Raw genomic sequence first — 21,063 nt, 5'->3', positions numbered from 1 at the left:
TCTTATGAGCGCTGTACTGACGCCCACCGATTTCAACGACTACAAGGTCGCCGACATTTCCCTGGCCGCCTGGGGCCGTCGCGAGACCATCATCGCTGAATCCGAAATGCCTGCCCTGATGGGTCTGCGTCGCAAATATGCCGGCGAGCAACCGCTCAAGGGCGCGAAGATTCTCGGCTGCATCCACATGACCATTCAGACCGCCGTGCTGATCGAAACCCTGGTTGCCCTGGGTGCCGAAGTACGCTGGTCATCCTGCAACATTTTCTCGACTCAGGATCAGGCTGCTGCTGCCATCGCCGCTGCCGGCATCCCCGTTTTTGCCTGGAAAGGCGAGACCGAAGAAGAGTACGAGTGGTGCATCGAGCAGACCATCCTGAAGGACGGTCAGCCCTGGGACGCCAACATGATCCTCGACGATGGCGGCGACTTGACCGAGATCCTGCACAAGAAGTACCCGGCAATTCTGGACCGCGTCCACGGTGTCACCGAAGAAACCACCACCGGTGTTCACCGCCTGCTCGACATGCTGGCCAAGGGCGAATTGAAGATCCCTGCGATCAACGTCAACGACTCGGTCACCAAGAGCAAAAACGACAACAAGTACGGCTGCCGTCACAGCCTGAACGATGCTATCAAGCGCGGTACCGACCACCTGTTGTCCGGCAAGCAAGCGCTGGTCATCGGTTACGGTGACGTGGGCAAGGGCTCGGCGCAGTCGCTGCGTCAGGAAGGCATGATCGTCAAGGTTTCCGAAGTCGACCCGATCTGCGCCATGCAAGCCTGCATGGACGGTTTCGAGCTGGTTTCGCCGTTCATCAACGGTGAGAACGACGGCACCGAAGCCAGCATCGACAAGGCTCTGCTGGGCAAGATCGACCTGATCGTGACCACCACCGGCAACGTCAACGTCTGCGACGCGAACATGCTCAAAGCACTGAAAAAACGCGCTGTGGTCTGCAACATCGGTCACTTCGACAACGAAATCGACACTGCTTTCATGCGCAAGAACTGGGCATGGGAAGAAGTGAAGCCGCAGGTGCACAAGATCCACCGCACCGGCCCTGGCCAATTCGACGCACAGAACGACGACTACCTGATCCTGCTGGCCGAAGGCCGTCTGGTGAACCTGGGCAACGCCACCGGACACCCGAGCCGCATCATGGACGGCTCGTTCGCCAACCAGGTTCTGGCTCAGATCTTCCTGTACGGCCAGAAATACGCCGACCTGAGCCCTGCTCAGAAAGCCGAGCGTCTGACCGTTGAAGTGCTGCCGAAGAAACTGGACGAAGAAGTGGCTCTGGAAATGGTGCGTGGCTTCGGCGGCGTCGTGACCAAGCTGACCAAGACCCAGGCCGACTATATCGGCGTGACCGTCGAAGGCCCGTTCAAGCCGCACGCTTACCGCTACTGATACGTCTGGCGGGGGCGCGCTCTTTATCGCGAGCGCGCTATTCCCGCGGAAACGGCCGTAGCCCTGTAGGAGGGCGCTTGCCCGCGATCGCGGTGTGCCAGCTGCAACTTTAATCGCTGACACACCGCCATCGCGGGCAAGCGCGCGCCTACAAAGGCAGGCGTAAGGCTTTCGAGATCCCCAGGATACGACCATGTCCCAAGACCGTCGCTACAGCTTCGAGTTCTTCCCTACGAAGACCGACGCTGGTCATGAAAAACTGCTCGCCACCGCTCGCACGCTGGCTGGCTACAACCCTGACTTCTTCTCCTGCACCTACGGTGCCGGGGGTTCAACGCGTGACCGCACGATCAACACCGTGCTGCAGCTGGAAAAGGAAGTGAACATTCCCGCTGCGCCGCACCTGTCGTGTGTCGGTGACAGCAAGGCCGATCTGCGTGGGCTTCTGAGCCAGTACAGGGACGCAGGCATCAGCCGTATCGTCGCGTTGCGCGGCGACCTGCCGTCTGGCATGGGCATGGCCAGCGGTGAGCTACGTCACGCCAACGACCTGGTGAGCTTCATCCGTGAAGAATCCGGCAGCCACTTCCATATCGAGGTAGCCGCCTACCCGGAAATGCATCCGCAGGCGCGTAATTTCGAAGACGATCTGAAGAACTTCGTGCGCAAAGCCAATGCCGGTTCCGACAGCGCGATCACCCAATACTTCTTCAACGCCGACAGCTATTTTTACTTCGTCGAGCGTGTCCAGAAGATGGGTGTCAACATTCCGATCGTGCCGGGCATCATGCCGATCACCAACTACAGCAAACTGGCGCGTTTTTCCGATGCGTGCGGTGCGGAAATCCCACGCTGGATTCGCAAGCAACTCGAAGCCTACGGCGACGACTCGGCGAGCATTCAGGCGTTCGGTGAACAGGTCATCACCGAGATGTGTGATCGCTTGTTGCAGGGCGGAGCCCCTGGCCTGCACTTCTACACGCTGAACCAGGCCGAACCGAGCCTGGCCATCTGGAACAACCTCCAACTGCCTCGCTAAGCCGTCGAAATTCCATCGGATGCTCCGCTCACATTAAAGCAACGTTTCTACAGCAGGCTTCGTCATCACGAGGCTTGCTGAAGACCCTGCCTCTTCTATTTGCCGGGCGAGCGTCGTAATCTCGCCCTATGCCCCAGACTCCCCGACTATTGTTCGCTGCTCTTATCGCCTGCCTGAGCTTCAGTGCCATGGGCGAGAAACTGCGCATTGTCACCGAGCCCTGGGCCCCCTACGCGATGTTTGAAAACGGCAAGGCGTCCGGTCTGGATTACGAGACCACGGCCATTGTGTTCCAACGACTGGGAATCGAGGTGCAGTGGCAGTTTCTGCCCTGGAAGCGCTGCCTGCTGATGCTCCAGCAGGGCGAAGCCGACGGCGCGCTGGACATTTTCAAGGCCAGCGAACGTGACGATTTACTGCTCTATCCGAGCGAGCCGATGTCTGACGTCAACTGGGTGCTGTTCCAGGCCGACGCCCGCCCGCACCCCTTCCGCAGCCTTGAAGACCTCAACGGCCTGGCCATCGGCGTCTCACCCGGCTATCTGTATACCCCGGAATTCGACAGCGCGACCTCGTTCGTTCGCGAACCGGCGCCGAGCCATGAAGCGAATTTCGGCAAACTGATCCGCGGACGCATCGATCTGTTGGTGACGGACCAGCGACAGGGCCAGCAACTGCTCGACCAGCTGAAATTACGCGATCAGGTCAGCCAGTTGCCCACGGCACTCAGCACCCGCGAGCAATATCTTGCGTTGCGTCGTAACGCAGGGATGGATTTGCTGGTACAACGCTTCGGTGCCGAGTTGAAGCGATTCAAGCGCGAACCGGCCTATGCGCAACTGGTGGCGCGCTACACCGGCGAGGCCTCGGCGACAACGCCCGAGGCGCCGGTAGTGCAATCGGCGATCGGGGTTGATAAAACCGTTGAGCAGCATGAAAGCAGCGCGTTGTGATTGCTCTGTTATACTCGGCCGTTCCCGCCAGGCTCACGCCCGGACGCTCGGTCTCACAGAAGACTTCTCGATCACGTCAACAGCGCACTTCTTTCACGCGCTCATGCCACGAGTTGAACTTACAGACCTCGGGATCGCGCCATTCGATTAGCAATCCGCGCCGAGCAGATCATTCCTATTCGGGCCCCTAATTGCCCCAACTTAAGACAGGATTACTCATGTCCTTTGCTTCCCTCGGTCTCTCCGAGGCTTTAGTCAGCGCCATCGAGGCTGCTGGCTATACCCAGCCTACTCCGGTGCAACAGCGGGCTATTCCCGCCGTGTTGCAAGGCCGCGACCTGATGGTCGCCGCTCAGACAGGTACTGGTAAAACCGGCGGTTTCGCCCTCCCGATTCTGGAGCGCCTGTTCCCCGCCGGTCACCCGGACAAATCCCAGCGTCATGGCCCGCGCCAACCGCGCGTACTGGTCCTGACCCCTACCCGTGAACTCGCCGCCCAGGTTCACGACAGCTTCAAGATCTACGCCAAGAACCTCAAGTTCGTCAGCGCCTGCATCTTCGGCGGTGTCGGCATGAACCCGCAGGTTCAGGCCATGGCCCGTGGCGTCGATGTACTGGTCGCCTGCCCTGGTCGCCTGCTGGACCTGGCCGGTCAAGGCAGTGTCGACCTGTCTCATGTGGAAATCCTCGTCCTCGACGAAGCCGACCGCATGCTCGACATGGGCTTCGTCCACGACGTGAAGAAAGTCCTCGCCCGCCTGCCCGCCAAGCGCCAGAACCTGCTGTTCTCGGCCACCTTCTCGGCAGACATCACGGCCCTGGCCGGCAAGCTGCTGCACAACCCGGAACGCATCGAAGTCACGCCACCGAACACCACGGTCGAGCGTATCGAGCAACGCGTGTTCCGTCTGCCTGCCAACCACAAGCGCTCGCTGCTGGCGCACCTGATCACCCAGGGCGCGTGGGAGCAAGTGCTGGTTTTCACCCGAACCAAGCACGGCGCCAACCGTCTGGCTGAGTACCTGGACAAGCACGGCCTGAGCGCTGTGGCCATCCACGGCAACAAGAGCCAGAACGCCCGCACCAAAGCGCTGGCCGATTTCAAGGCCGGTACTGTGCGCATCATGGTCGCCACCGATATCGCGGCACGCGGTCTGGACATCGACCAGTTGCCTCACGTCGTTAACTTCGAGCTGCCGAACGTTGACGAAGACTACGTACACCGCATCGGTCGTACCGGTCGCGCGGGCCGTACCGGTGAGGCGATCTCGCTGGTCGCGCCGGACGAAGAGAAGCTGCTCAAAAGCATCGAGCGCATGACCAAGCAGAAGATCGCCGACGGTGATCTGATGGGCTTCGACATCACGGCCGTCGAGGCCGAGAAGCCGGAAGTTCGCGAACGTCCCGACGTGCGCAACCCGCGCAACGCCCGTGGCCCTCGTGGCGATGGTCCGAATGGCGGCGGCGGTGGTGGTGGTGGTCGCAAGGACAAGGGCAAAGACAAGGGCAAGGAAAAACCGGCAGCTGCCGCGGCGGGCGAACGTCCGGCACGGCCAGCTCGCCAGCAGAAACCTCGCCAGGGCACGCCCTCGGCCGAAGCACGTCCATCGCAACCGCCAGCACCGCGTGCCGACCGTGCCCCCGATGAGTTTCTGGATGACGAAGTCGACAACTTCGGTAATCGCGCCGATTACGTAAGTCCCTATCAGGGCAAGAACCAGCAAGGCCGTAATCGGCGTCCTGGCGCTCCAGCCACAGGTTCCGCTCCAGCGCCTCGTGGTCAGGCTCCAGGCCGTAGCGGCCCGCGCAACGGTTCGACTGGCGGCGCCAGCAACGGCGCAAGCGCTCCAGCCAAGCGTAGCGGTCCGCGTAATGGTTCAGGCCGTGACGGTCAGGCCCGTCGAGAAGAGCAGCCACGCAACCGTCGTCCGGCCCGTGATGAGCAGCCTGCTCGTCAGGAGCCAGCCGTTCGTGGTCCTCGCGATGGTCAGCCAGCACCGAAGATCATGCATAAAGAGTCGAAGAGCGATCGCTTCCCTTCAGCCGAGCAGCTCGATCAGTTGCCCAGCCGCCCACGGGGTGAAAAACCCGCGCTGCTGACTCGCAATCGCGAAGGTTAAGCCACGTTGAACGAAAACGCCCCGACTGGTTCGGGGCGTTTTTGTATGGGGTGTCTGTAGGAGTGCTTGCCCGCGATTACAGTGTGTCAGCAATAAATTTGCGGCTGACACAGCGCCTTCGCGGGCAAGCGCGCGCCTACAAGGTATATCGCGCTCTTCACCAAAACGCCGACCCTGAGGTCGGCGTTTTCATTGCAACAGCCTTTTTTTACTTGGCTTTGACGCCTTCGAACGTGATGTCCAGGGTCATGGTGTCGGACTGTGGCCCCAGGTCCATCATCTTGCCGAAGTCAGAACGCTTGATGGTGGTGGTGCCTTCAAAACCTGCACGGTAGCCGCCCCACGGATCCTTGCCTTCACCCAGGAAGGTGGTCTTGACGGTCACCGGTTTGGTCACGCCGTGCAGGGTCAGGTCGCCGATGACGTCGGCAGTGGTCTTGCCGTCGGCGTTCTTGCCAACGTTGGTGATCTTGGTAGAAACGAACTTGGCATCAGGATAGGTCGCGACGTCCAGGAAGTCCTTGCTGCTGATGTGCTTGTTACGTTCAGCGTGGTTTGTGTCAACGCTGGCGGTTTTCACATCGATGCTGATCTTGCTGTCTTCAGGCTTGGCGGCGTCGAAGCTGAACGTACCGCTCCAGTCCTTGAACGTGCCGTAGATGAAGCTGTAGCCGAGGTGGCTGATCTTGAAGTTGATGAAGGCGTGCTGGCCTTCCTTGTCGATGGTGTAGTCAGCAGCCATGGCCTGACCTGCCGACAACAGCGCAGTACCGAGAGCCAATGCAGCAAGCGTCTTTTTCAACATACGTCGTCTTCCTGTTTGAGTTAAGTAGAGCATCAGGCCTTGCGGCCAAGCATACGAATGAGCGTCGCATCACGGTCGATGAAGTGATGCTTCAGGGCGGCCAGTCCGTGGAGTACCGCAAAAATCACCAGTGTCCAGGCCAGGTACAGATGCACTTCACCGGCAACGTCCGCCTGGTCGGGCAGTCCGCTGATCAGCGCAGGCACTTCGAACAGTCCAAACACCGGTATCCCGACACCTTCAGCGGTGGAAATCAGGTAACCGGCGAACATCACCAGAAACAAGTCCAGATAAAGGAACGCGTGCCCCAGTTTGGCGGCAACCCGCACGAACCGGGTGTGATTGGCCGGAGCGGGCGGCGGCGGGCTGACGAAGCGCCAGACCACGCGGATCAGCATGAAGACAAACAGCACGATGCCGATGCTCTTGTGCAGATCAGGACCCGCCTTGCGCCAGCTGTCGTAATACCCCAGGCCAACCATCCACAGACCCAGGGCGAACATCCCGAACACAGTCAACGCGACGCCCCAATGCAAAACGATGCTGACCCAGCCATATCGAGAAGAAGAGTTGTGTAACTGCATAATTGCGTTCCTGTAAAAGCAGCCATAGAAGCTGAGTGGAAGACTATCGGGTTACCTATCGAAAGAAAGCGCAAAATTTTGCTTTGAAATATCAGGAAATACGATTGAATTTTCCTGTCATATTTTTCTTCTCGATGGATTAACGCAACGTTATGCGCAGTACCTGTGGCAGTCCGACTGCGGCACTTATTCACCAGACGAAAAAAAGGCGCGGTATTCACCGCGCCTTGCTCATTACAGCAGGTCAGCCATCAGTTCTGGCTGTCCGCCGCCGGCGCTGCCGCTTTATCGCTGGCAGCCTTGGCCGGGGCTTTCTTCGCCGCGTCCGCTTTGGCGGGCGTTTTATGGGTGGCTGCCGGTTTGGCCGGGGCCTTTTTGGCGGGCTCTTTCTTGGCCGGCACTTTTTTCGCTGGAGCCTTCTTCGCAGGCTCCACTACTGGCTTGGCAGGCTCGACCGGCGCAGCTGGCGCAGGGACAGGCGCTGGGGCCGGAGCCGGGGCCGGGGCCGGTGCTGGCGCAGGAGCGGACTCTGGTGCTTTCTCGACCGGTTTCGGTTTGGAGCCGCCGAACATGTTCGAGAAGAAGCCGCCGATACCCCCGCCACTTTCTTTCGCAGGTTCAGGTGCTTTCGGTGGCGCAACTTTCACAGGCTCGAACGATTTGCCTGCGGCCAGATCCTGCACTTGGCCGGCCGCGCGCTGACCGGTGCGCAATGCACCTTCCAACGTGCCAGGATAAAGACTGTCGGTGTGCTCGCCAGCAAAGGCTACGCGCTGCAGTGGTTTTTCCCACAAGCGCCAGTATTTGCTGATCTGGCCCGGGCCAAAGGCCAGGTACGCGCCACCGGTCGAAGGATCGACACTGGAGCGACGGATTTCGTAGCCGGTGAACGCACCGCGAGCTTGCGGATAGAAAGCGTGCAGACGAATCAGCACTTGATCGACCATCTGCTTGTCGCCAAACGCCTGCATGATCCGCGCGTTGTCGCCGGACAGGTTGATCACGGCATTGGCACCGCCTTTCAACGCAGGCTCGATCCACAACATGCCCAAGCCGGTGTTGCTGTAAATTTCGCCGGACATGCGCGCCTTGCTGTCCCACACCGGCGTCTTGAACTTGAGCATGATCTGGTCATGCCAACCGTAGTTGGTGCTCTTGATTGCGCCCTGATGCTGAGCGTCCAGCGCCGGGGTCAGTTGAATCTTGCTCAGTGCGCGCAACGGCACCGCGAGGACCACGTACTCGGCCTCATAACCCACCGAACCGACCTTGACGGTCACGCCGTCCTTGTCCTGGTTGATGGCCGAAACCGGCGAGTTGGTCTTGATCACTTTCAGTTGCTTGACGAATTCCTCGGCCAGCACCGCACTGCCGCCCGGCAGCCGAGCGGCACGACGATCGCGATCATCGATGTCGCGATTCACGCGGGCCTGCTGGGCCAGATACAGCAGCGACAGGCGCGAAGGCTCATCGTAACGGGTGCGGATTTGCTGGTTGATCAGTTGACGCGCAGTCGGCGGCAAGGCCAGGCGGTCCAGCCAGTTGGCGACGTTGATCTGGTCCAGCGCGAACAGGGTGCTGTTGGCCGCCGGGTTTTGCGGATCGGTGATCGAACGGGCCATGTCATCCAGCGCAGCTTCATAGCGCTTGATCGCTTCGGCGGTTGCAGGTTGTTTGGTCGTCAGATCCGTGGCAGAGAAATACTCGCCTTCGATCAGATAACCAGGGGTACGCACGAACTCAGGCGCAGGAACGGGTTTGAGCTTGAAGCGATCCAGGTACTGATTGAGCACCGGTTGCGCCTTGGCGTTGCCAATCCACTCGCTGCCCGCCAGCCCCGAACGGCCGCCGACAGTAGGTTTGGCTTCCAGCAAGGTGACTTGCCAGCCCTTGCTTTGCAGTTCATAGGCCGCTGTCAGACCCGCCAGGCCGCCACCGACGACGATCGCCGTATGCGGTTTATCCACAGCGAGCGCCGAAGCACTGACCAGCCCAACCATCACCAGCGCACAGGCGCGCAGCCAACCAGAAAGCATTCAGCAAACTCCGGATTAAACGAGGGAATTGTCGGACTTCGTTGTCCGATTCTTCAAAGAGCGCGAAGGATACGCCAGCCGAGATACGCCCGCCAGCAATGTCCGTCGGGCGTGTTTCTGGCGCCAGCGATGCGCTAAAGGTTGTCCCGCTGCCATGCATTGCATAGGCTTGCGCGATTGTTTGCCCTCGCCTTGCGCGAGCCGTTAGCTGGAGATCACCGATGGGCCTTAATAACGACTGGATGCAGCGCGACCTTAAAGTCCTGTGGCACCCCTGCACCCAGATGAAAGACCACGAAAACCTGCCATTGATACCGATCAAGCGCGGCGAAGGAGTATGGCTGGAGGACTTCGAAGGCAAGCGCTACCTTGATGCCGTCAGTTCCTGGTGGGTTAACGTTTTTGGCCATGCCAATCCGCGCATCAATCAGCGCATCAAGGATCAGGTCGATCAACTGGAGCATGTGATTCTGGCGGGCTTCAGCCATCAACCGGTGATCGAGCTGTCGGAACGCCTGGTGGCGATGACCCCGGAGGGCCTGACGCGCTGCTTCTACGCCGATAACGGTTCGTCCTGCATCGAAGTCGCGCTGAAAATGAGCTTTCACTACTGGCTCAATCGCGGCAAACCGGAGAAGAAACGCTACGTCACGTTGACCAACAGCTACCACGGCGAAACGGTGGCGGCGATGTCGGTCGGCGATGTGCCGCTGTTCACCGAAACCTACAAGGCGCTGCTGCTGGACACCATCAAGGTGCCGAGCCCTGACTGCTATCACAGGCCTGAAGGCGTGAGTTGGGAAGAGCACACCCGCACCCTGTTCGCGGTGATGGAGCAGACCCTGGCCGAGAATCACGACACGGTCGCGGCGGTGATCATCGAGCCGCTGATTCAGGGCGCGGGCGGCATGCGCATGTATGACCCGATCTACCTCAAGCTGCTGCGCGAGGCGTGCGATCGTTACGGCGTGCATCTGATTCACGATGAAATCGCCGTCGGCTTCGGTCGCACCGGGACGATGTTCGCCTGCGAACAAGCCGGCATCCGTCCTGACTTCCTGTGCCTGTCCAAGGCGCTGACCGGCGGTTACCTGCCGCTGGCGGCGTGCCTGACCACAGATGACGTCTACGCTGCTTTCTATGACGACTATCCGACGCTGCGCGCCTTTCTGCATTCGCACAGCTACACCGGCAACCCGTTGGCCTGTGCAGCGGCCCTGGCAACGCTGGATATTTTCGAGCAGGACAACGTCATCGAGAATAACAAGGCGCTGGCACAGCGCATGAGGACCGCGACAGCGCATCTGGTGGATCACCCACACGTGGCCGAAGTCCGCCAGACCGGCATGGCCCTTGCCATCGAAATGGTGCAGGACAAGGCAACCAAAGCGGCGTATCCCTGGCAGGAACGTCGCGGCCTGAAGGTCTTCGAACATGCCCTGACCCGCGGCGCGTTGCTGCGACCGCTGGGCAGCGTGGTGTATTTCCTGCCGCCGTACGTGATCACGCCCGAGCAGATCGACTTTTTGGCGGAGGTGGCCAGCGAAGGCATCGACATCGCAACGCGCAGCAGTGTCAGCGTGGCGGTGAGAGAGAATTTCCACCCGGATTTTCGTGATCCGGGTTAGAACTGACGGACTCAAAACTGTAGGAGTGCGCTTGGCCGCGATAGCAGCGTGTCGGACCCGTCTACGTCACAGACACACCGCATCGCAGGCAAGCGCGCGCCTACGAGAGATAGCGTTGCATTCAACGAACACAGAGAAACAACCATGAGACTCTCCCGCTTTTTCATCGACGCCACCCTGAGCATTGGCGAACACGAACTCCCTGAAGCCCAGGCGCATTACATCGGGCGGGTGTTGCGCATGGCTGAGGGCGATGGGGTGCAATTGTTCGACGGCTCAGGCACGGAGTTCCGCGCCACGCTGGTGGAAGTCGGCAAGAAGCAGGTACGCGTTCAGGTGACCGAAAGCTTTCCGGGGCTGGCCGAGTCGACGCTGCAGATTCACCTCGGCCAGGGCCTGTCACGCGGCGAGCGCATGGACTGGGCAATTCAGAAGGCGACCGAGTTGGGCGTCACACAAATCACGCCCATTGTCAGCGAGCGTTGCGAAGTGCGCCTCAAAGACGAGCGGGCAGAAAAACGCCAGGCCCATTGGCAACAGATCGCGATCAGTGCCTGTGAACAGTGCGGTCGTTCCGTGGTGCCGGTGGTCAACCCGCCGGTAACGCTGAGTGACTGGCTCAAACACACCGAAGCGGATTTGAAACTGGTGCTGCATCCGGTGGCCGAGCCGCTGGTGAGCCATGAAAAGCCGGAGACGCTGGCGTTTCTGATCGGGCCGGAGGGTGGTTTGAACGACGCCGAGGTGGATCAGGCCCAGGACGCCGGCTTCCACGCCGCCCGGCTTGGCCCACGGGTCCTGCGCACGGAAACGGCGCCGGTCGTGGCGTTGAGCGTCGCGCAGCAGCTTTGGGGTGATTTTTAAGTCTACACATCTGCTATAGGAGCTCCCCGTCGCGCAACGAACTGTTTTCCCTGTGGGAGTGAGCTTGCCCACGAAGCTCGGTTAAACCCGCTGAAGATGTTGCGGAGGTACTGGCTTCTTCGTGAGCAAGCACCCTCCCACAGGGTTTGTATTCCCGCCGAAACGAGTTCATCCGCAACAACTATGCATTAAAGGACGTAGCACGTAATCGCCACGAAATGCAGCAAACTCCCGGCGATCACGAACAAATGCCAGATGCCATGCCAGTGCCGGAAGCGCTTGTCATAGGCGAAAAAGATAATCCCCACTGTGTACAGAACCCCACCCAGCGCCAGCCAGGTAAACCCGGCGGTGCCCAGCGCAGCCATCAACGGCTTGACTGCCACCAGCACGATCCAGCCCATCACGGCGTAGATCACGATGGACATCACCCGCGCCTCGGATCGCGGTTTGATCTCCTGCAGAATGCCGATCACCGCCAGCCCCCAGACGATCCCGAACAGCGTCCAGCCCCAGGGGCCGCGCAAGGTCACCAGACAAAACGGGGTGTAGCTGCCCGCGATCAACAGATAGATCGAAAAATGGTCGACCTTCTGCATGATCGCTTTCGCTCGACCGCGCACGCTGTGATACACCGTCGAGGCACTGTAGAGCACCACCAGCGCCACGCCATACACCGCCACGCTGACGATCTTCCACACATCACCGGCCAGGCTGGCGATCACCAGCAGCCACACGGCGCCGATGGACGCCAGAATCGCACCCACGAGGTGGGTCCAGGCGTTGAACTTCTCTCCGTAGTACATCCGCTACAAACCTCTCTCAGTTGCACGACATTCGACAAGGCTCCAGCTTATGACGCAAAAGCGCAATGCATGTGTCAGGGTTAATGAGAATTTAATGCAGCCAGCCGAGTCCGAGTTCGGCACAATCGCCCGTACGAAGAACAAGAATCCGCTCTGGAAAAACACACGATGCAGATCGACGAAGAGCTGACCCTCAAGAAGCTGGAGATCTTTCTGGCGTTCATGCGCACCGGCAATCTGGCGCGTGCGGCGGTGGAGTTGCAGACCAGCACCGTGAGCGTTCATCGGGCGATTCACTCGCTGGAGAACGCGCTGCGGTGCCCACTGTTCAAGCACGAGGGTCGCAACCTGACGCCGCTGGAAAGCGCCTACGTGCTGGAGGAACGAGCACAGAAATTGGTGCAGGAGGTCCTGAGCACCGTCGAACAGACCCGCGCCGCTGCCGGGTTCTCTGCCGCACGCTTCAAGCTCGGCGCGTTGTACTCGTTGACGGTCAAGACCGTGCCGCAGTTGATCATGGGCCTGAAAATCCGCCGCAGCGAGCTGAATATCGACCTGATCCTGGGCTCGAACATCGACCTGTTCTACAAGCTGAAGAACATGGAAGTCGACGCAATCCTGGTGTCGCTCAACGAGAGCGTCAACGATCCGGATTGCGAGCAATTGCAGCTGTTCTCCGACGACATCTTCCTCGCCAGCCCCGCCGACTCGCCGTTCGCGCAACAAAGGGAGGTGGATTTGAGCGATCTGCGCGAGGCGACGTTCATCACCCTGACCCAGGGCTTCGCTACCCACCGCGACGGTGCGAGGGTATTTCAGCAAGCGGGGTTCGAGCCGAAGGTGGCGATGCAGGTGAATGACATCTTCACGCTGTTGAGCATGGTCAGTTCCGGGGTGGGGTATGCGCTGCTGCCCGGCCGGATCGCGGCCGTGTACGAAAACCGCGTGCGCCTGATACCGCTGCAGGCGCGTTATCGCATGTTGCAGCATATCGGGCTGGTCTTCCTCAAGGCCCGCGAACGCGACCCTAATCTACTGGCGTTGCTGGCGGAGTGTCGGATGTATTCGAATCGACTGGCGCAGGCCTAATGAATCCGTGCTCGATATGAGGTGTGCAGGCTGTGTGAGAACCCCGACGAAAGATTGAACTGCGCATCCCTACGTAAATTCTGAAAAAGATCGGCCGGTGCGGAACCTGGAATTTACGTAGCGGCGCAATTTACAGTTCATTTTTTAACCAGCCACTGAATTGCTGATGTTTTCACACCGCCGGTGGGAGACGTCGAAGGTTACGACGACAGCGAAAGCGGTGTGTCAGCCGAGGGATATGGAGCTGACCCACTGCATTCGCTGCCGTCGTAACCTGCGACGTCTCCCACAGGGATTTTGTAGCGAGCACAACGTTGTAAGAGCCGGCCGGCATCAAAAGCCCACCACGTTGCCGTAGGCCTAGCCAAGAATCCCGCGCACAATGAAGTACAGCAGCGAAGGCCCAAGCAAGCAGCCCAATCCGGTATGGAACGTCGCCGTCAGCGCGCCATATGGCACCAAACGCCGATCCGTCGCCGCCAGCCCTGCCGTCACGCCACTCACAGTCCCGGCCAGACCACCGAACACCATCGCCGAACGAGGGTTGTCCAGGCCCATCCAGCGCGCGGCCATTGGCGTACCGACCATCACCAGAATCGCTTTGATCAAGCCGGTGGCAATCGACAGCGCCATCACATCCGACGTCGCCCCTAACGCTGCACCTGTCACCGGCCCGACGATGTAAGTCACCGCGCCCGCACCAATGGTGGTAATGCTCACTGCATCGCGATAACCAAAAGCATAAGCCACGCACGAGCCGACGATAAACGGCAGCACGGTGCCGAGAAACAGCGAAACCGCGCCGATCAAACCGGCCTTCTTCGCTTCGGTCGCCTGCACCTCGAACGCCGTAGCGACGATGGCAAAGTCTCGCAACATCGCGCCGCCCATCAAGCCGATCCCGGAAAACAGCGCCAGGTCCGCCAAGCCCTTCTGGCCGCCGGTCATGATCCCGCCGACCCACGCCAGCACCAGGCCAATGACGATCGCGATGGCCGAGCCGTGAATGCGACCGAAAGTCAGGCGCTTGGAGAGCACCACGGAAATCCACATCACCACGCCCACCACCGCGAAGGCAGTGACCAGGCCCTGGCTGATCAGGTCTTTCTGAATGAGATCCCACATATCAGCGGCCTCCGGCTGGCGAAACGGTTGGTGCGATCACCGGGGGCTGCGTGACGGGTTCGTCTTCCTCGGGCAGCGGCTCGCCCTTGTTGGTACGACTGATCAGAGCAATGGTGCAGGCACAGATCACAACTGAACCAATCGCAGCGATCACAGCAATCGGGCCACCCTTCAACGCCGTAACGACGTTCTGTTGTGCGGCCATGGCCACGACCACCGGAATGTACATCGCGCCCCAGAAGCCGACGCCCATTTCGCAGCCTTCGCTCATGCCACCGCGCTTTTGCATGTAGAGACGGGCGCAGATCAACAGGATCATCGCGATCCCGACGCCGCCCACGTTGGATTTGACGCCCAGCAACACGCCGAGCAGATCACCGAGAATCACCCCCGCGAGGGTGCAGATAGCCAGTAACGCAACGCCATAAATAACCATTGTTCTTGTCCTCAATTTGCATCGTCGAAGTTGTTGTTTTTGTGTTCCTTCGAAAGCAGCAACCGGTTTATGAGTGGCGACGTTCCTCCTCTCGCGACAGCGCGCTCAACGTATCCAGCCGGGCGCCCTGAAAGGCGAAAGCGGATCCTTGTTCAAAGACTCGTCGCGCCAGCCCCGTGAGCACGGTGCCGGGCGGTAATTCGATTTGCAGACGCGCGCCACGCTCGTAGGCGTTTTGCACGGTGCTGCGCCAGTCGATGACCCGACACATATTGAAAGCCAGGTCGTCGCGCAATTTGTCGGCCGTGAAGATCGGCCTTGCGGTACTGCCACTGAGGTATTTCAGGGTCGGGGCTTGAATCGAAACATCGGCGAACGCTTCGGACAGGGCATGTGCAGGCTCGCTCAACAATTCGCAGTGGGACGGCACGCTGACCGCCAGGCGTTTGGCCGTTGCTGCGCCCTGCTCCTTCGCCAATGCGGCGACGTCGGCCATCGCCTGATCGCTGCCGGCAATGACGAACTGATTCTCGGCATTGATGTTGGCCAGATACACCGGGCTGTCCTCGCTATGGATTCGCTCGACGAGCGCTTCAACCGTGCCTTGATCCAGGCCGATCAACGCCGTCATGCCATAGCCCCGCGGATAAGCGTTTTGCATCAGTTCACCACGCAGCGCCACCAGCCGCACCGCATCGCCGAAAGTCAGCGCCCCGGCGACCACAGCTGCCGGATAAGCACCAATCGACAGGCCTGCGACGTAATCCGGCATGCTGCCCTGAGCCATCAACAAGCGTGAGCAGGCGACACCCGCGATCAACAAACAGAGCTGAACAGCACGAGTCGACTGCAATGCGTCAGGGGTGTCCAGATCCACCACGTTTTCATTCAACGCATCGCTGGCTTCGCAAAGGCATTCGCCGATCAGAGGATCGCTCGGCAGCGCGTGCAGCATGCCCGGCTGCTGCGCGCCCTGTCCCGGGAACACCCAGAAGCTGCTCATGCCGCGCGCTCCTGAAGCTGCCAAGGGTTGTGCACCAATCGCGCGCCATCATTGGCCTTGAGCAACACGTGGCGCGCCGCCCCCGCCCACTCACGCAACGCCACGGCGCCCGCCGGCGTTTGCAGTTGCAGGTCGACGCGACAGACCGCGCTATCCAACACTCTGACCAGATCAGCCGCCTGCTCGCGGCTGAAGAATTCGTCAGTGCGCAGGATCAAATCCAGATCGCTGTCCTGATGCAAAACCCGAACGCCGCTCGCCAGTTCAAAACCGACACTGCCTGCTACGCCCCACGGCAACGCTTGCGAATGCATGATCGGACGAATCTGCCGCAGCGCGTGCAAAGCCGGCCAATCAGCTGCTGCTTTATCCGCCGCGTCGATCAACTGTTCAGGCTGAACCCGTCGCGTGATATCGGCCATCTTCATCCGCGTCGCAAAACGCTGATCCCGCGAATACCCACGCACGCCAACTGCCACCCAACCTTCTACGACCTGTGCCCGACGGACTACCACCGGACGCCCCAGCGTCAACACCTCTAGAGCCCACGTCGGAGCATCGGCAGGCAAGGCCGCCACAGGCATGCCCCACAACAAATCGTGGGGCTGCACGGACCGGTCGATGCGCATTACCACTGCGCTCGCAGCAGCTCGCGCACTTTGGACGACGCCGCACGATTATGCGCGCCCAGTCGCGAACTCAGGCCATGGCCGCTGCCCTGAACGTCCTTGACCGCCGCAATCAGACATTCCTGAACAGCGGCGATGTCAGCGGCAGATGGTTGTTCGATCTGACCTACCGAGAGCGTTTCCCAGAGCAAACCCAGCCCCGCGTAACTGTCGATGTCGTAAGCCATCGGCGCAATGCTCGCGGCGAGTTTTTCCAGCTCTTCGACGCTGCGCAACGTGACCCGCGCTGCCGACGCCTTGCCCATCGCATGCACCATCACGCCCGGATCGCGCAAGGCGATCAGCCGATTGGCCTGATAACCATGGGCGAGAAACGCCCCCGACATCGCCTTGCCCACCAGCAACCCAATCACCGGATGTCCGGCCAGACGCGCGCGGGCATAGGCGTCGACCGCGCCAGCCAGCGCCTGATGAATGCCCAGCGCTTCTTCACGACGACCGTACGCCTGGCTCGGCACATCGATGATCGCGATCAGCGCACGCTTGTTGGAATTTTGTTGATCCAGTTCGATAGCCGCATCGACCGCTTTTGCCAGACCCCAACCTTCCAGCAGTCCGACTTCACCGGTTTGAGCACGAGGGAAACGGTTTTCAGGATCAGCGACCACAGCCAGAAAACGCGCGGGTTGATCGCCCAATTGGCCGTCGGCGGCTTTGATCGAAGTGGGCAGACCGACAACTTCTGCGGCGCCAGCGCTGAGCGCGTTGAACCAGTTCAAGCCACGGGTGGAATTGCCTTTCATGGCTGTTCTCCTTGATACAGGCTGCGCACAGCAGCGGGATCGATCTGGGTCGAGGTGTCCAGCTCGGCCAGACGTTGCAGAAACAACGCGTATTGGCCGCTGCGCTCTTGCTCGGGCTTGCCTTTGTGCAAGAGGTCTTCCACCTGCTGCTGAATCGCCTTGATGTCATCGGCGACGTACGCATCCGCCAACCCGCTGGCAAAGCGTTGTTCCCCGCCGGTCAGGCTCCAGATGAAGGGCCGGTCGCGGGAATCGTATTCTTCGATGCCCGCCTCCTGCTCGATCACTTGCGGGCCGTTCAAACCCAGACGCGCCTCCCGGGTCACCACCAGATAACTGCAAAGCCCGGCGGCGATGGACATGCCGCCGAAGCAACCGACGCTGCCCGCCACCACGCCGATCACTGGCTGATAACGGCGCAAATCGACGATGGCGGCGTGAATTTCCGCGATCGCAGCAAGGCCCAGATTGGCCTCCTGCAAACGCACGCCACCGGTTTCCAGCAACAGCACAGCAGCGGTAGGAATGCCGTTGCGATTGTCATCGGCCGCCAATTCCAGCGCGCCGGCCATTTTCGCGCCGCCGACTTCGCCCATGCTGCCGCCCTGAAAAGCACCTTCAATGGCGCAGATCACTACAGGCTGGCCGCCGATTGAACCTTTGGCGACGACCACGCCGTCGTCGGCTTGTGGCACGACGCCCTGCTTGGCCAGCCAAGGCGAGGTGATGCGCGCGAACGGATCGATCAGCTCACGAAAGCTGCCCTCATCCAGCAGAGCACGGGCGCGCTGACGGGCGCCAAGCTCGACGAAACTGTGTTGTTTCAACAGGCGAGCGCTGTCAGTCATGGCCAATCTCCTCGAAGCCTTGCTCCAGACGCAAGCGCACCACGCCGGGTGTCGCGCCGAAATCATGGATGTCGATGCTCAGCGCGGGTGGCGTTTGCCCGTCGAACATGCGTTCGAACAGATGCTGCCAGCGCGCCGAACTGCCGTTGACCGAGGTCAACACTTGAATGGTCAACTTGCCCGGCAGGCCCGGTTCAAGCAGCACTTCGAGGTCGCCGGAACCGACGCACCCGACCAGCGCACGGCCTACAGGCGGCTGACCGGCGGGAAATTCAAAAGACAGGGTTTCCATTTCAGACAGTCCTCGCTTCATCACCGAGCGCAGGCTCAAGGCAATCGATAAACAGGCAAGCGGCGAGCAGATCGGCGGCGCCACCGGGGGATGCGTTCAAATCCAAGAGCTGCTGATCAAGCTCGTGCAGCGCGCGACGACCGCTGAGGGACGCGCTGCCGCCTGCATCCAGAACCCGCTGCGCGCCCTGCTGCATGGTGCGTAAACCTTGTTCGCCCGCGCGATAGAGCACGCAGGTGTCCGAGAGTGTGGTCATGATCGCCAGCAGCGCATCGAGCCGCGCGTTCTGTTCGCCATGACGGGCGGCGCGGCTGCGTTTGAGTTGCGGCAGGCCGGTTTGAGTGACCGCCGGGAAGCCCATCTGCGCTTGTTCCCGCGCGCCCATCGCCCCGAATTTGCGAACGACTTCGGCGCCGTGGCTGTTGAGTGCGGGTTGCTGACGATCTTCGATCAGTGCCAGGCAGCCTGCGCGCAGGCCGAGTCCGGCTGGCGACAGATCCGAAGGATCCAGCGCAGCCGCCGTGACCAGCAAGCCAAGGGCCCAGATCGCGCCGCGATGAGTGTTCACGCCAGCAGTGGTCCGCATCATTGCCGCTTCGCCCTCGCGACCGATGCGGCCAATCGCCTCTCTCAAGGGCTGGCCAATCTCACCGAACTGGAGCGCAACTTCGGCCATTTCCTTGAACGCGGGCCACAGCGACAGCGCCGACGAGTGCATCAGACCCAAATGCAAATCCTGGTGCGCGCCACTGCTGCGCCGATCGACCAGCGCGGGTTTGGGCGACAGATCGGCTTCGTCGATCAGCGCATCCACCGCCAAGTCGGCCAGGCGCTCGGCCAGGGACAACGCAGGTGGCGCGTCGGTGAATGCTACGTTAGTGAAAGCTACGTTGAGTGCAGGCATCACCAGCTCCTGAATTTCGCAGGCGGGTTGTACAAACCACCGGACCACTCCACCAGTTCGGCGATGCTCTTGGCCGCCAGCAATTCGCGGCTGGCGTCGGTGCGGCGGATACTCAGATCCTCAGGCAGCGCGATCAATCCTTCCCGACGCATGCGGGCCGTGTCCTTGGGGTCGTGCCGCAGGCCGATGACGGTCACGCCCGCGACTGCGGCGATCATCGCCTGACGCTCTTCCAGACTGCGCGCCTTGTACAGATAGGCGATGCCTTCTTCAGTCAACAGGTGGGTCACGTCGTCGCCGTAGATCATGATCGGGGCCAGAGGCATGCCACTTTTTTTCGCTACATCGACGGCATCGAGGGTTTCGACGAACGTAGGTTTGCCGCCTTCCTGAAAGGTCTCGACCATCTGCACCACCAGTTTTTTGCCGCGCTCGAGATAGACCTCGGTGTCTGGATTCTGCTGGCGCATGTCCAGCCAGGCGGGCGTGCTGTGACGCCGACCGTGGGGGTCGTGTCCCATGTTCGGCGCGCCGCCGAAACCGGCCAGCCGCCCGCGGGTCACGGTCGAGGAATGACCGTCGCCGTCTACTTGCAAGGTCGCGCCGATGAACAGGTCCACCGCGTATTGCCCCGCCAGTTGGCACATCATGCGGTTGGAGCGCATCGAGCCGTCGCGGCCGGTAAAGAACACATCAGGACGCGCCGCGATGTAGTTCTCCATACCCAGTTCGGTGCCGAAGCAATGCACACTTTCGACCCAGCCGCTTTCAATGGCGGGGATCAGGGTTGGGTGCGGATTGAGCGTCCAGTTGCGGCAGATCTTGCCCTTGAGACCAAGGGACTCGCCGTAAGTCGGCAGAATCAGCTCGATCGCGGCAGTGTTGAAACCGATGCCGTGATTCAGTGACTGGACGTTGTGTTTCTCGTAGATCCCACGAATCGCCATCATCGCCATCAACACATGAACTGGCTTGATATGACGCGGATCGCGGGTGAACAGCGGCTCGATATAGAAAGGCTTGTCAGCCACCACCACGAAGTCGACCCACGAAGCAGGGATGTCCACTCGTGGCAGGTCGCTCACATCGTCCACCAATTGGTTGACCTGCACGATAACGATGCCGTCGCTGAACGCGGCCGGTTCGATCAGGGCCGGGGTGTCTTCGGTGCTGGCGCCGGTGTAAATGTTACCCGCGCGGTCGGCCATGAACCCTGCAGAGAGCACGACATTGGGAATCAGGTCGACCAGCAAGCGCGAATACAACTCGATGTACGTGTGAATCGCACCCACTTCCAGCAGGCCGTCTTCAAGCAGTTGGCTAATGCGCAGACTCTGCGTACCGGCGAAAGAGAAATCGAGCTTGCGGGCGATGCCGCGTTCGAAGAGGTCCAGATGCTCGGCGCGACCCACGCTGGGCATGATCATGTGCAGATCATGCAGCTTGCCCGGATCGGCCTTGACCAGCGAACGGGAGAGGAAATCCGCCTGTTTCTGGTTGTTGCCTTCAAGCACCACACGATCGCCGGGCGCAATTAACGCTTCCAACGCCGCGACGATTTTGTCGGTGGGCAGAACCACGCCATCGGCGAGGGAACGCACTTGCTCGAGTCGCCGCTGCTTTTCGCTGCGACGACGCGACCAGCGCGGGTCAAGTTTCGTTGTTGTAGTCATGTTGACTCCACG

The 21,063-nt window shown here is 60.6% G+C and carries 20 protein-coding genes; 7 read left to right on the top strand and 13 right to left on the bottom strand.

The features are described from left to right. Positions 1-4 precede the first annotated feature (4 nt). The 4 genes from ahcY (at position 5) to CE491_RS16965 (ending at position 5,526) form a co-directional block, all read left to right on the top strand. On the top strand, positions 5-1,414 hold the full coding sequence (gene ahcY, locus CE491_RS16980; protein WP_110949485.1) for an adenosylhomocysteinase: 1,410 nt from the start codon (positions 5-7) through the stop codon (positions 1,412-1,414). A gap of 193 nt (positions 1,415-1,607) precedes the next feature. Then, positions 1,608-2,453, top strand: a complete 846-nt coding sequence (gene metF / locus CE491_RS16975; protein ID WP_110949484.1) for a methylenetetrahydrofolate reductase [NAD(P)H] — start codon at positions 1,608-1,610, stop codon at positions 2,451-2,453. Positions 2,454-2,581: 128 nt separating this feature from the next. Continuing rightward, positions 2,582-3,406 (top strand): substrate-binding periplasmic protein, encoded by an 825-nt coding sequence (locus CE491_RS16970; RefSeq protein ID WP_110949483.1) that lies wholly within the window; start codon positions 2,582-2,584, stop codon positions 3,404-3,406. Between the two features lie 218 nt (positions 3,407-3,624). Further along, positions 3,625-5,526: a DEAD/DEAH box helicase gene (locus CE491_RS16965; protein WP_110949482.1), complete on the top strand. Its 1,902-nt coding sequence runs from the start codon at positions 3,625-3,627 to the stop codon at positions 5,524-5,526. Positions 5,527-5,734: 208 nt separating this feature from the next. Here CE491_RS16965 and CE491_RS16960 read toward each other — a convergent pair whose 3' ends face one another. The 3 genes from CE491_RS16960 to CE491_RS16950 form a co-directional block, all read right to left on the bottom strand. Next, positions 5,735-6,331, bottom strand: a complete 597-nt coding sequence (locus CE491_RS16960; RefSeq protein WP_110949481.1) for a YceI family protein — start codon at positions 6,329-6,331, stop codon at positions 5,735-5,737. A gap of 32 nt (positions 6,332-6,363) precedes the next feature. Further along, complete coding sequence (locus tag CE491_RS16955) at positions 6,364-6,915, bottom strand: cytochrome b (protein WP_110949480.1); 552 nt, start codon at positions 6,913-6,915, stop codon at positions 6,364-6,366. 251 nt (positions 6,916-7,166) lie between these two features. Beyond that, the gene (locus tag CE491_RS16950; RefSeq protein ID WP_110949479.1) at positions 7,167-8,951 is read right to left on the bottom strand and encodes a flavin monoamine oxidase family protein; all 1,785 of its coding nucleotides are present in this window, start codon (positions 8,949-8,951) and stop codon (positions 7,167-7,169) included. Positions 8,952-9,172: 221 nt separating this feature from the next. On the opposite strand from CE491_RS16950, the gene CE491_RS16945 reads away from it, so the two are divergent. After that, positions 9,173-10,579 carry an adenosylmethionine--8-amino-7-oxononanoate transaminase gene (locus CE491_RS16945; protein ID WP_110949478.1) on the top strand — a complete coding sequence of 469 codons (1,407 nt, stop codon included), beginning with the start codon at positions 9,173-9,175 and terminating at the stop codon, positions 10,577-10,579. A 144-nt stretch (positions 10,580-10,723) separates the two neighbouring features. Then, complete coding sequence (locus CE491_RS16940; protein ID WP_110949477.1) at positions 10,724-11,443, top strand: 16S rRNA (uracil(1498)-N(3))-methyltransferase; 720 nt, start codon at positions 10,724-10,726, stop codon at positions 11,441-11,443. A 188-nt stretch (positions 11,444-11,631) separates the two neighbouring features. Here the strand turns inward: CE491_RS16940 and trhA are convergent, their stop codons facing one another. Next, positions 11,632-12,249 (bottom strand): PAQR family membrane homeostasis protein TrhA, encoded by a 618-nt coding sequence (gene trhA / locus CE491_RS16935; RefSeq protein WP_110949476.1) that lies wholly within the window; start codon positions 12,247-12,249, stop codon positions 11,632-11,634. A gap of 168 nt (positions 12,250-12,417) precedes the next feature. Between trhA and CE491_RS16930 the strand changes: the two genes are divergently transcribed. Continuing rightward, a complete protein-coding gene (locus CE491_RS16930; protein ID WP_110949475.1) occupies positions 12,418-13,338 on the top strand; it encodes a LysR family transcriptional regulator in 921 nt (306 codons plus the stop codon). 360 nt (positions 13,339-13,698) lie between these two features. Here the strand turns inward: CE491_RS16930 and madM are convergent, their stop codons facing one another. The 9 genes from madM to mdcA all read right to left on the bottom strand — a co-directional run bounded on the left by madM (position 13,699) and on the right by mdcA (position 21,051). Next, positions 13,699-14,463 (bottom strand): malonate transporter subunit MadM, encoded by a 765-nt coding sequence (gene madM / locus CE491_RS16925; RefSeq protein WP_110949474.1) that lies wholly within the window; start codon positions 14,461-14,463, stop codon positions 13,699-13,701. A 1-nt stretch (position 14,464) separates the two neighbouring features. Next, positions 14,465-14,899 carry a malonate transporter subunit MadL gene (gene madL, locus CE491_RS16920; RefSeq protein ID WP_110949473.1) on the bottom strand — a complete coding sequence of 145 codons (435 nt, stop codon included), beginning with the start codon at positions 14,897-14,899 and terminating at the stop codon, positions 14,465-14,467. A gap of 67 nt (positions 14,900-14,966) precedes the next feature. Beyond that, positions 14,967-15,902, bottom strand: a complete 936-nt coding sequence (mdcH, locus tag CE491_RS16915; protein ID WP_110949472.1) for a malonate decarboxylase subunit epsilon — start codon at positions 15,900-15,902, stop codon at positions 14,967-14,969. Further along, positions 15,899-16,531, bottom strand: coding sequence for a malonate decarboxylase holo-ACP synthase (locus CE491_RS16910; protein WP_110949471.1), 633 nt, complete (start codon positions 16,529-16,531; stop codon positions 15,899-15,901). The genes mdcH and CE491_RS16910 overlap by 4 nt, the downstream gene beginning before the upstream one ends. Then, entirely contained in the window at positions 16,531-17,334 is an 804-nt protein-coding gene (gene mdcE, locus CE491_RS16905) for a biotin-independent malonate decarboxylase subunit gamma (RefSeq protein WP_110949470.1), read from the bottom strand. Before mdcE ends, CE491_RS16910 begins: the two co-directional genes overlap by 1 nt. Next, positions 17,331-18,182 carry a biotin-independent malonate decarboxylase subunit beta gene (locus tag CE491_RS16900; protein WP_110949469.1) on the bottom strand — a complete coding sequence of 284 codons (852 nt, stop codon included), beginning with the start codon at positions 18,180-18,182 and terminating at the stop codon, positions 17,331-17,333. The genes mdcE and CE491_RS16900 overlap by 4 nt, the downstream gene beginning before the upstream one ends. Next, positions 18,175-18,474, bottom strand: coding sequence for a malonate decarboxylase subunit delta (locus CE491_RS16895; RefSeq protein ID WP_110949468.1), 300 nt, complete (start codon positions 18,472-18,474; stop codon positions 18,175-18,177). Before CE491_RS16895 ends, CE491_RS16900 begins: the two co-directional genes overlap by 8 nt. Before the next feature lies 1 nt (position 18,475). Next, a complete protein-coding gene (locus CE491_RS16890) occupies positions 18,476-19,378 on the bottom strand; it encodes a triphosphoribosyl-dephospho-CoA synthase (protein WP_110949467.1) in 903 nt (300 codons plus the stop codon). Beyond that, positions 19,378-21,051: a malonate decarboxylase subunit alpha gene (mdcA, locus tag CE491_RS16885; RefSeq protein WP_110949466.1), complete on the bottom strand. Its 1,674-nt coding sequence runs from the start codon at positions 21,049-21,051 to the stop codon at positions 19,378-19,380. Before mdcA ends, CE491_RS16890 begins: the two co-directional genes overlap by 1 nt. Positions 21,052-21,063 lie beyond the last annotated feature (12 nt).

The organism is Pseudomonas bohemica (assembly GCF_002934685.1).
GTDB classification, from domain to species: Bacteria; Pseudomonadota; Gammaproteobacteria; order Pseudomonadales; family Pseudomonadaceae; genus Aquipseudomonas; species Aquipseudomonas bohemica.
Note: the sequence above shows the minus strand (reverse complement) of the source record. Positions and strands in the feature narration are given on the sequence as shown.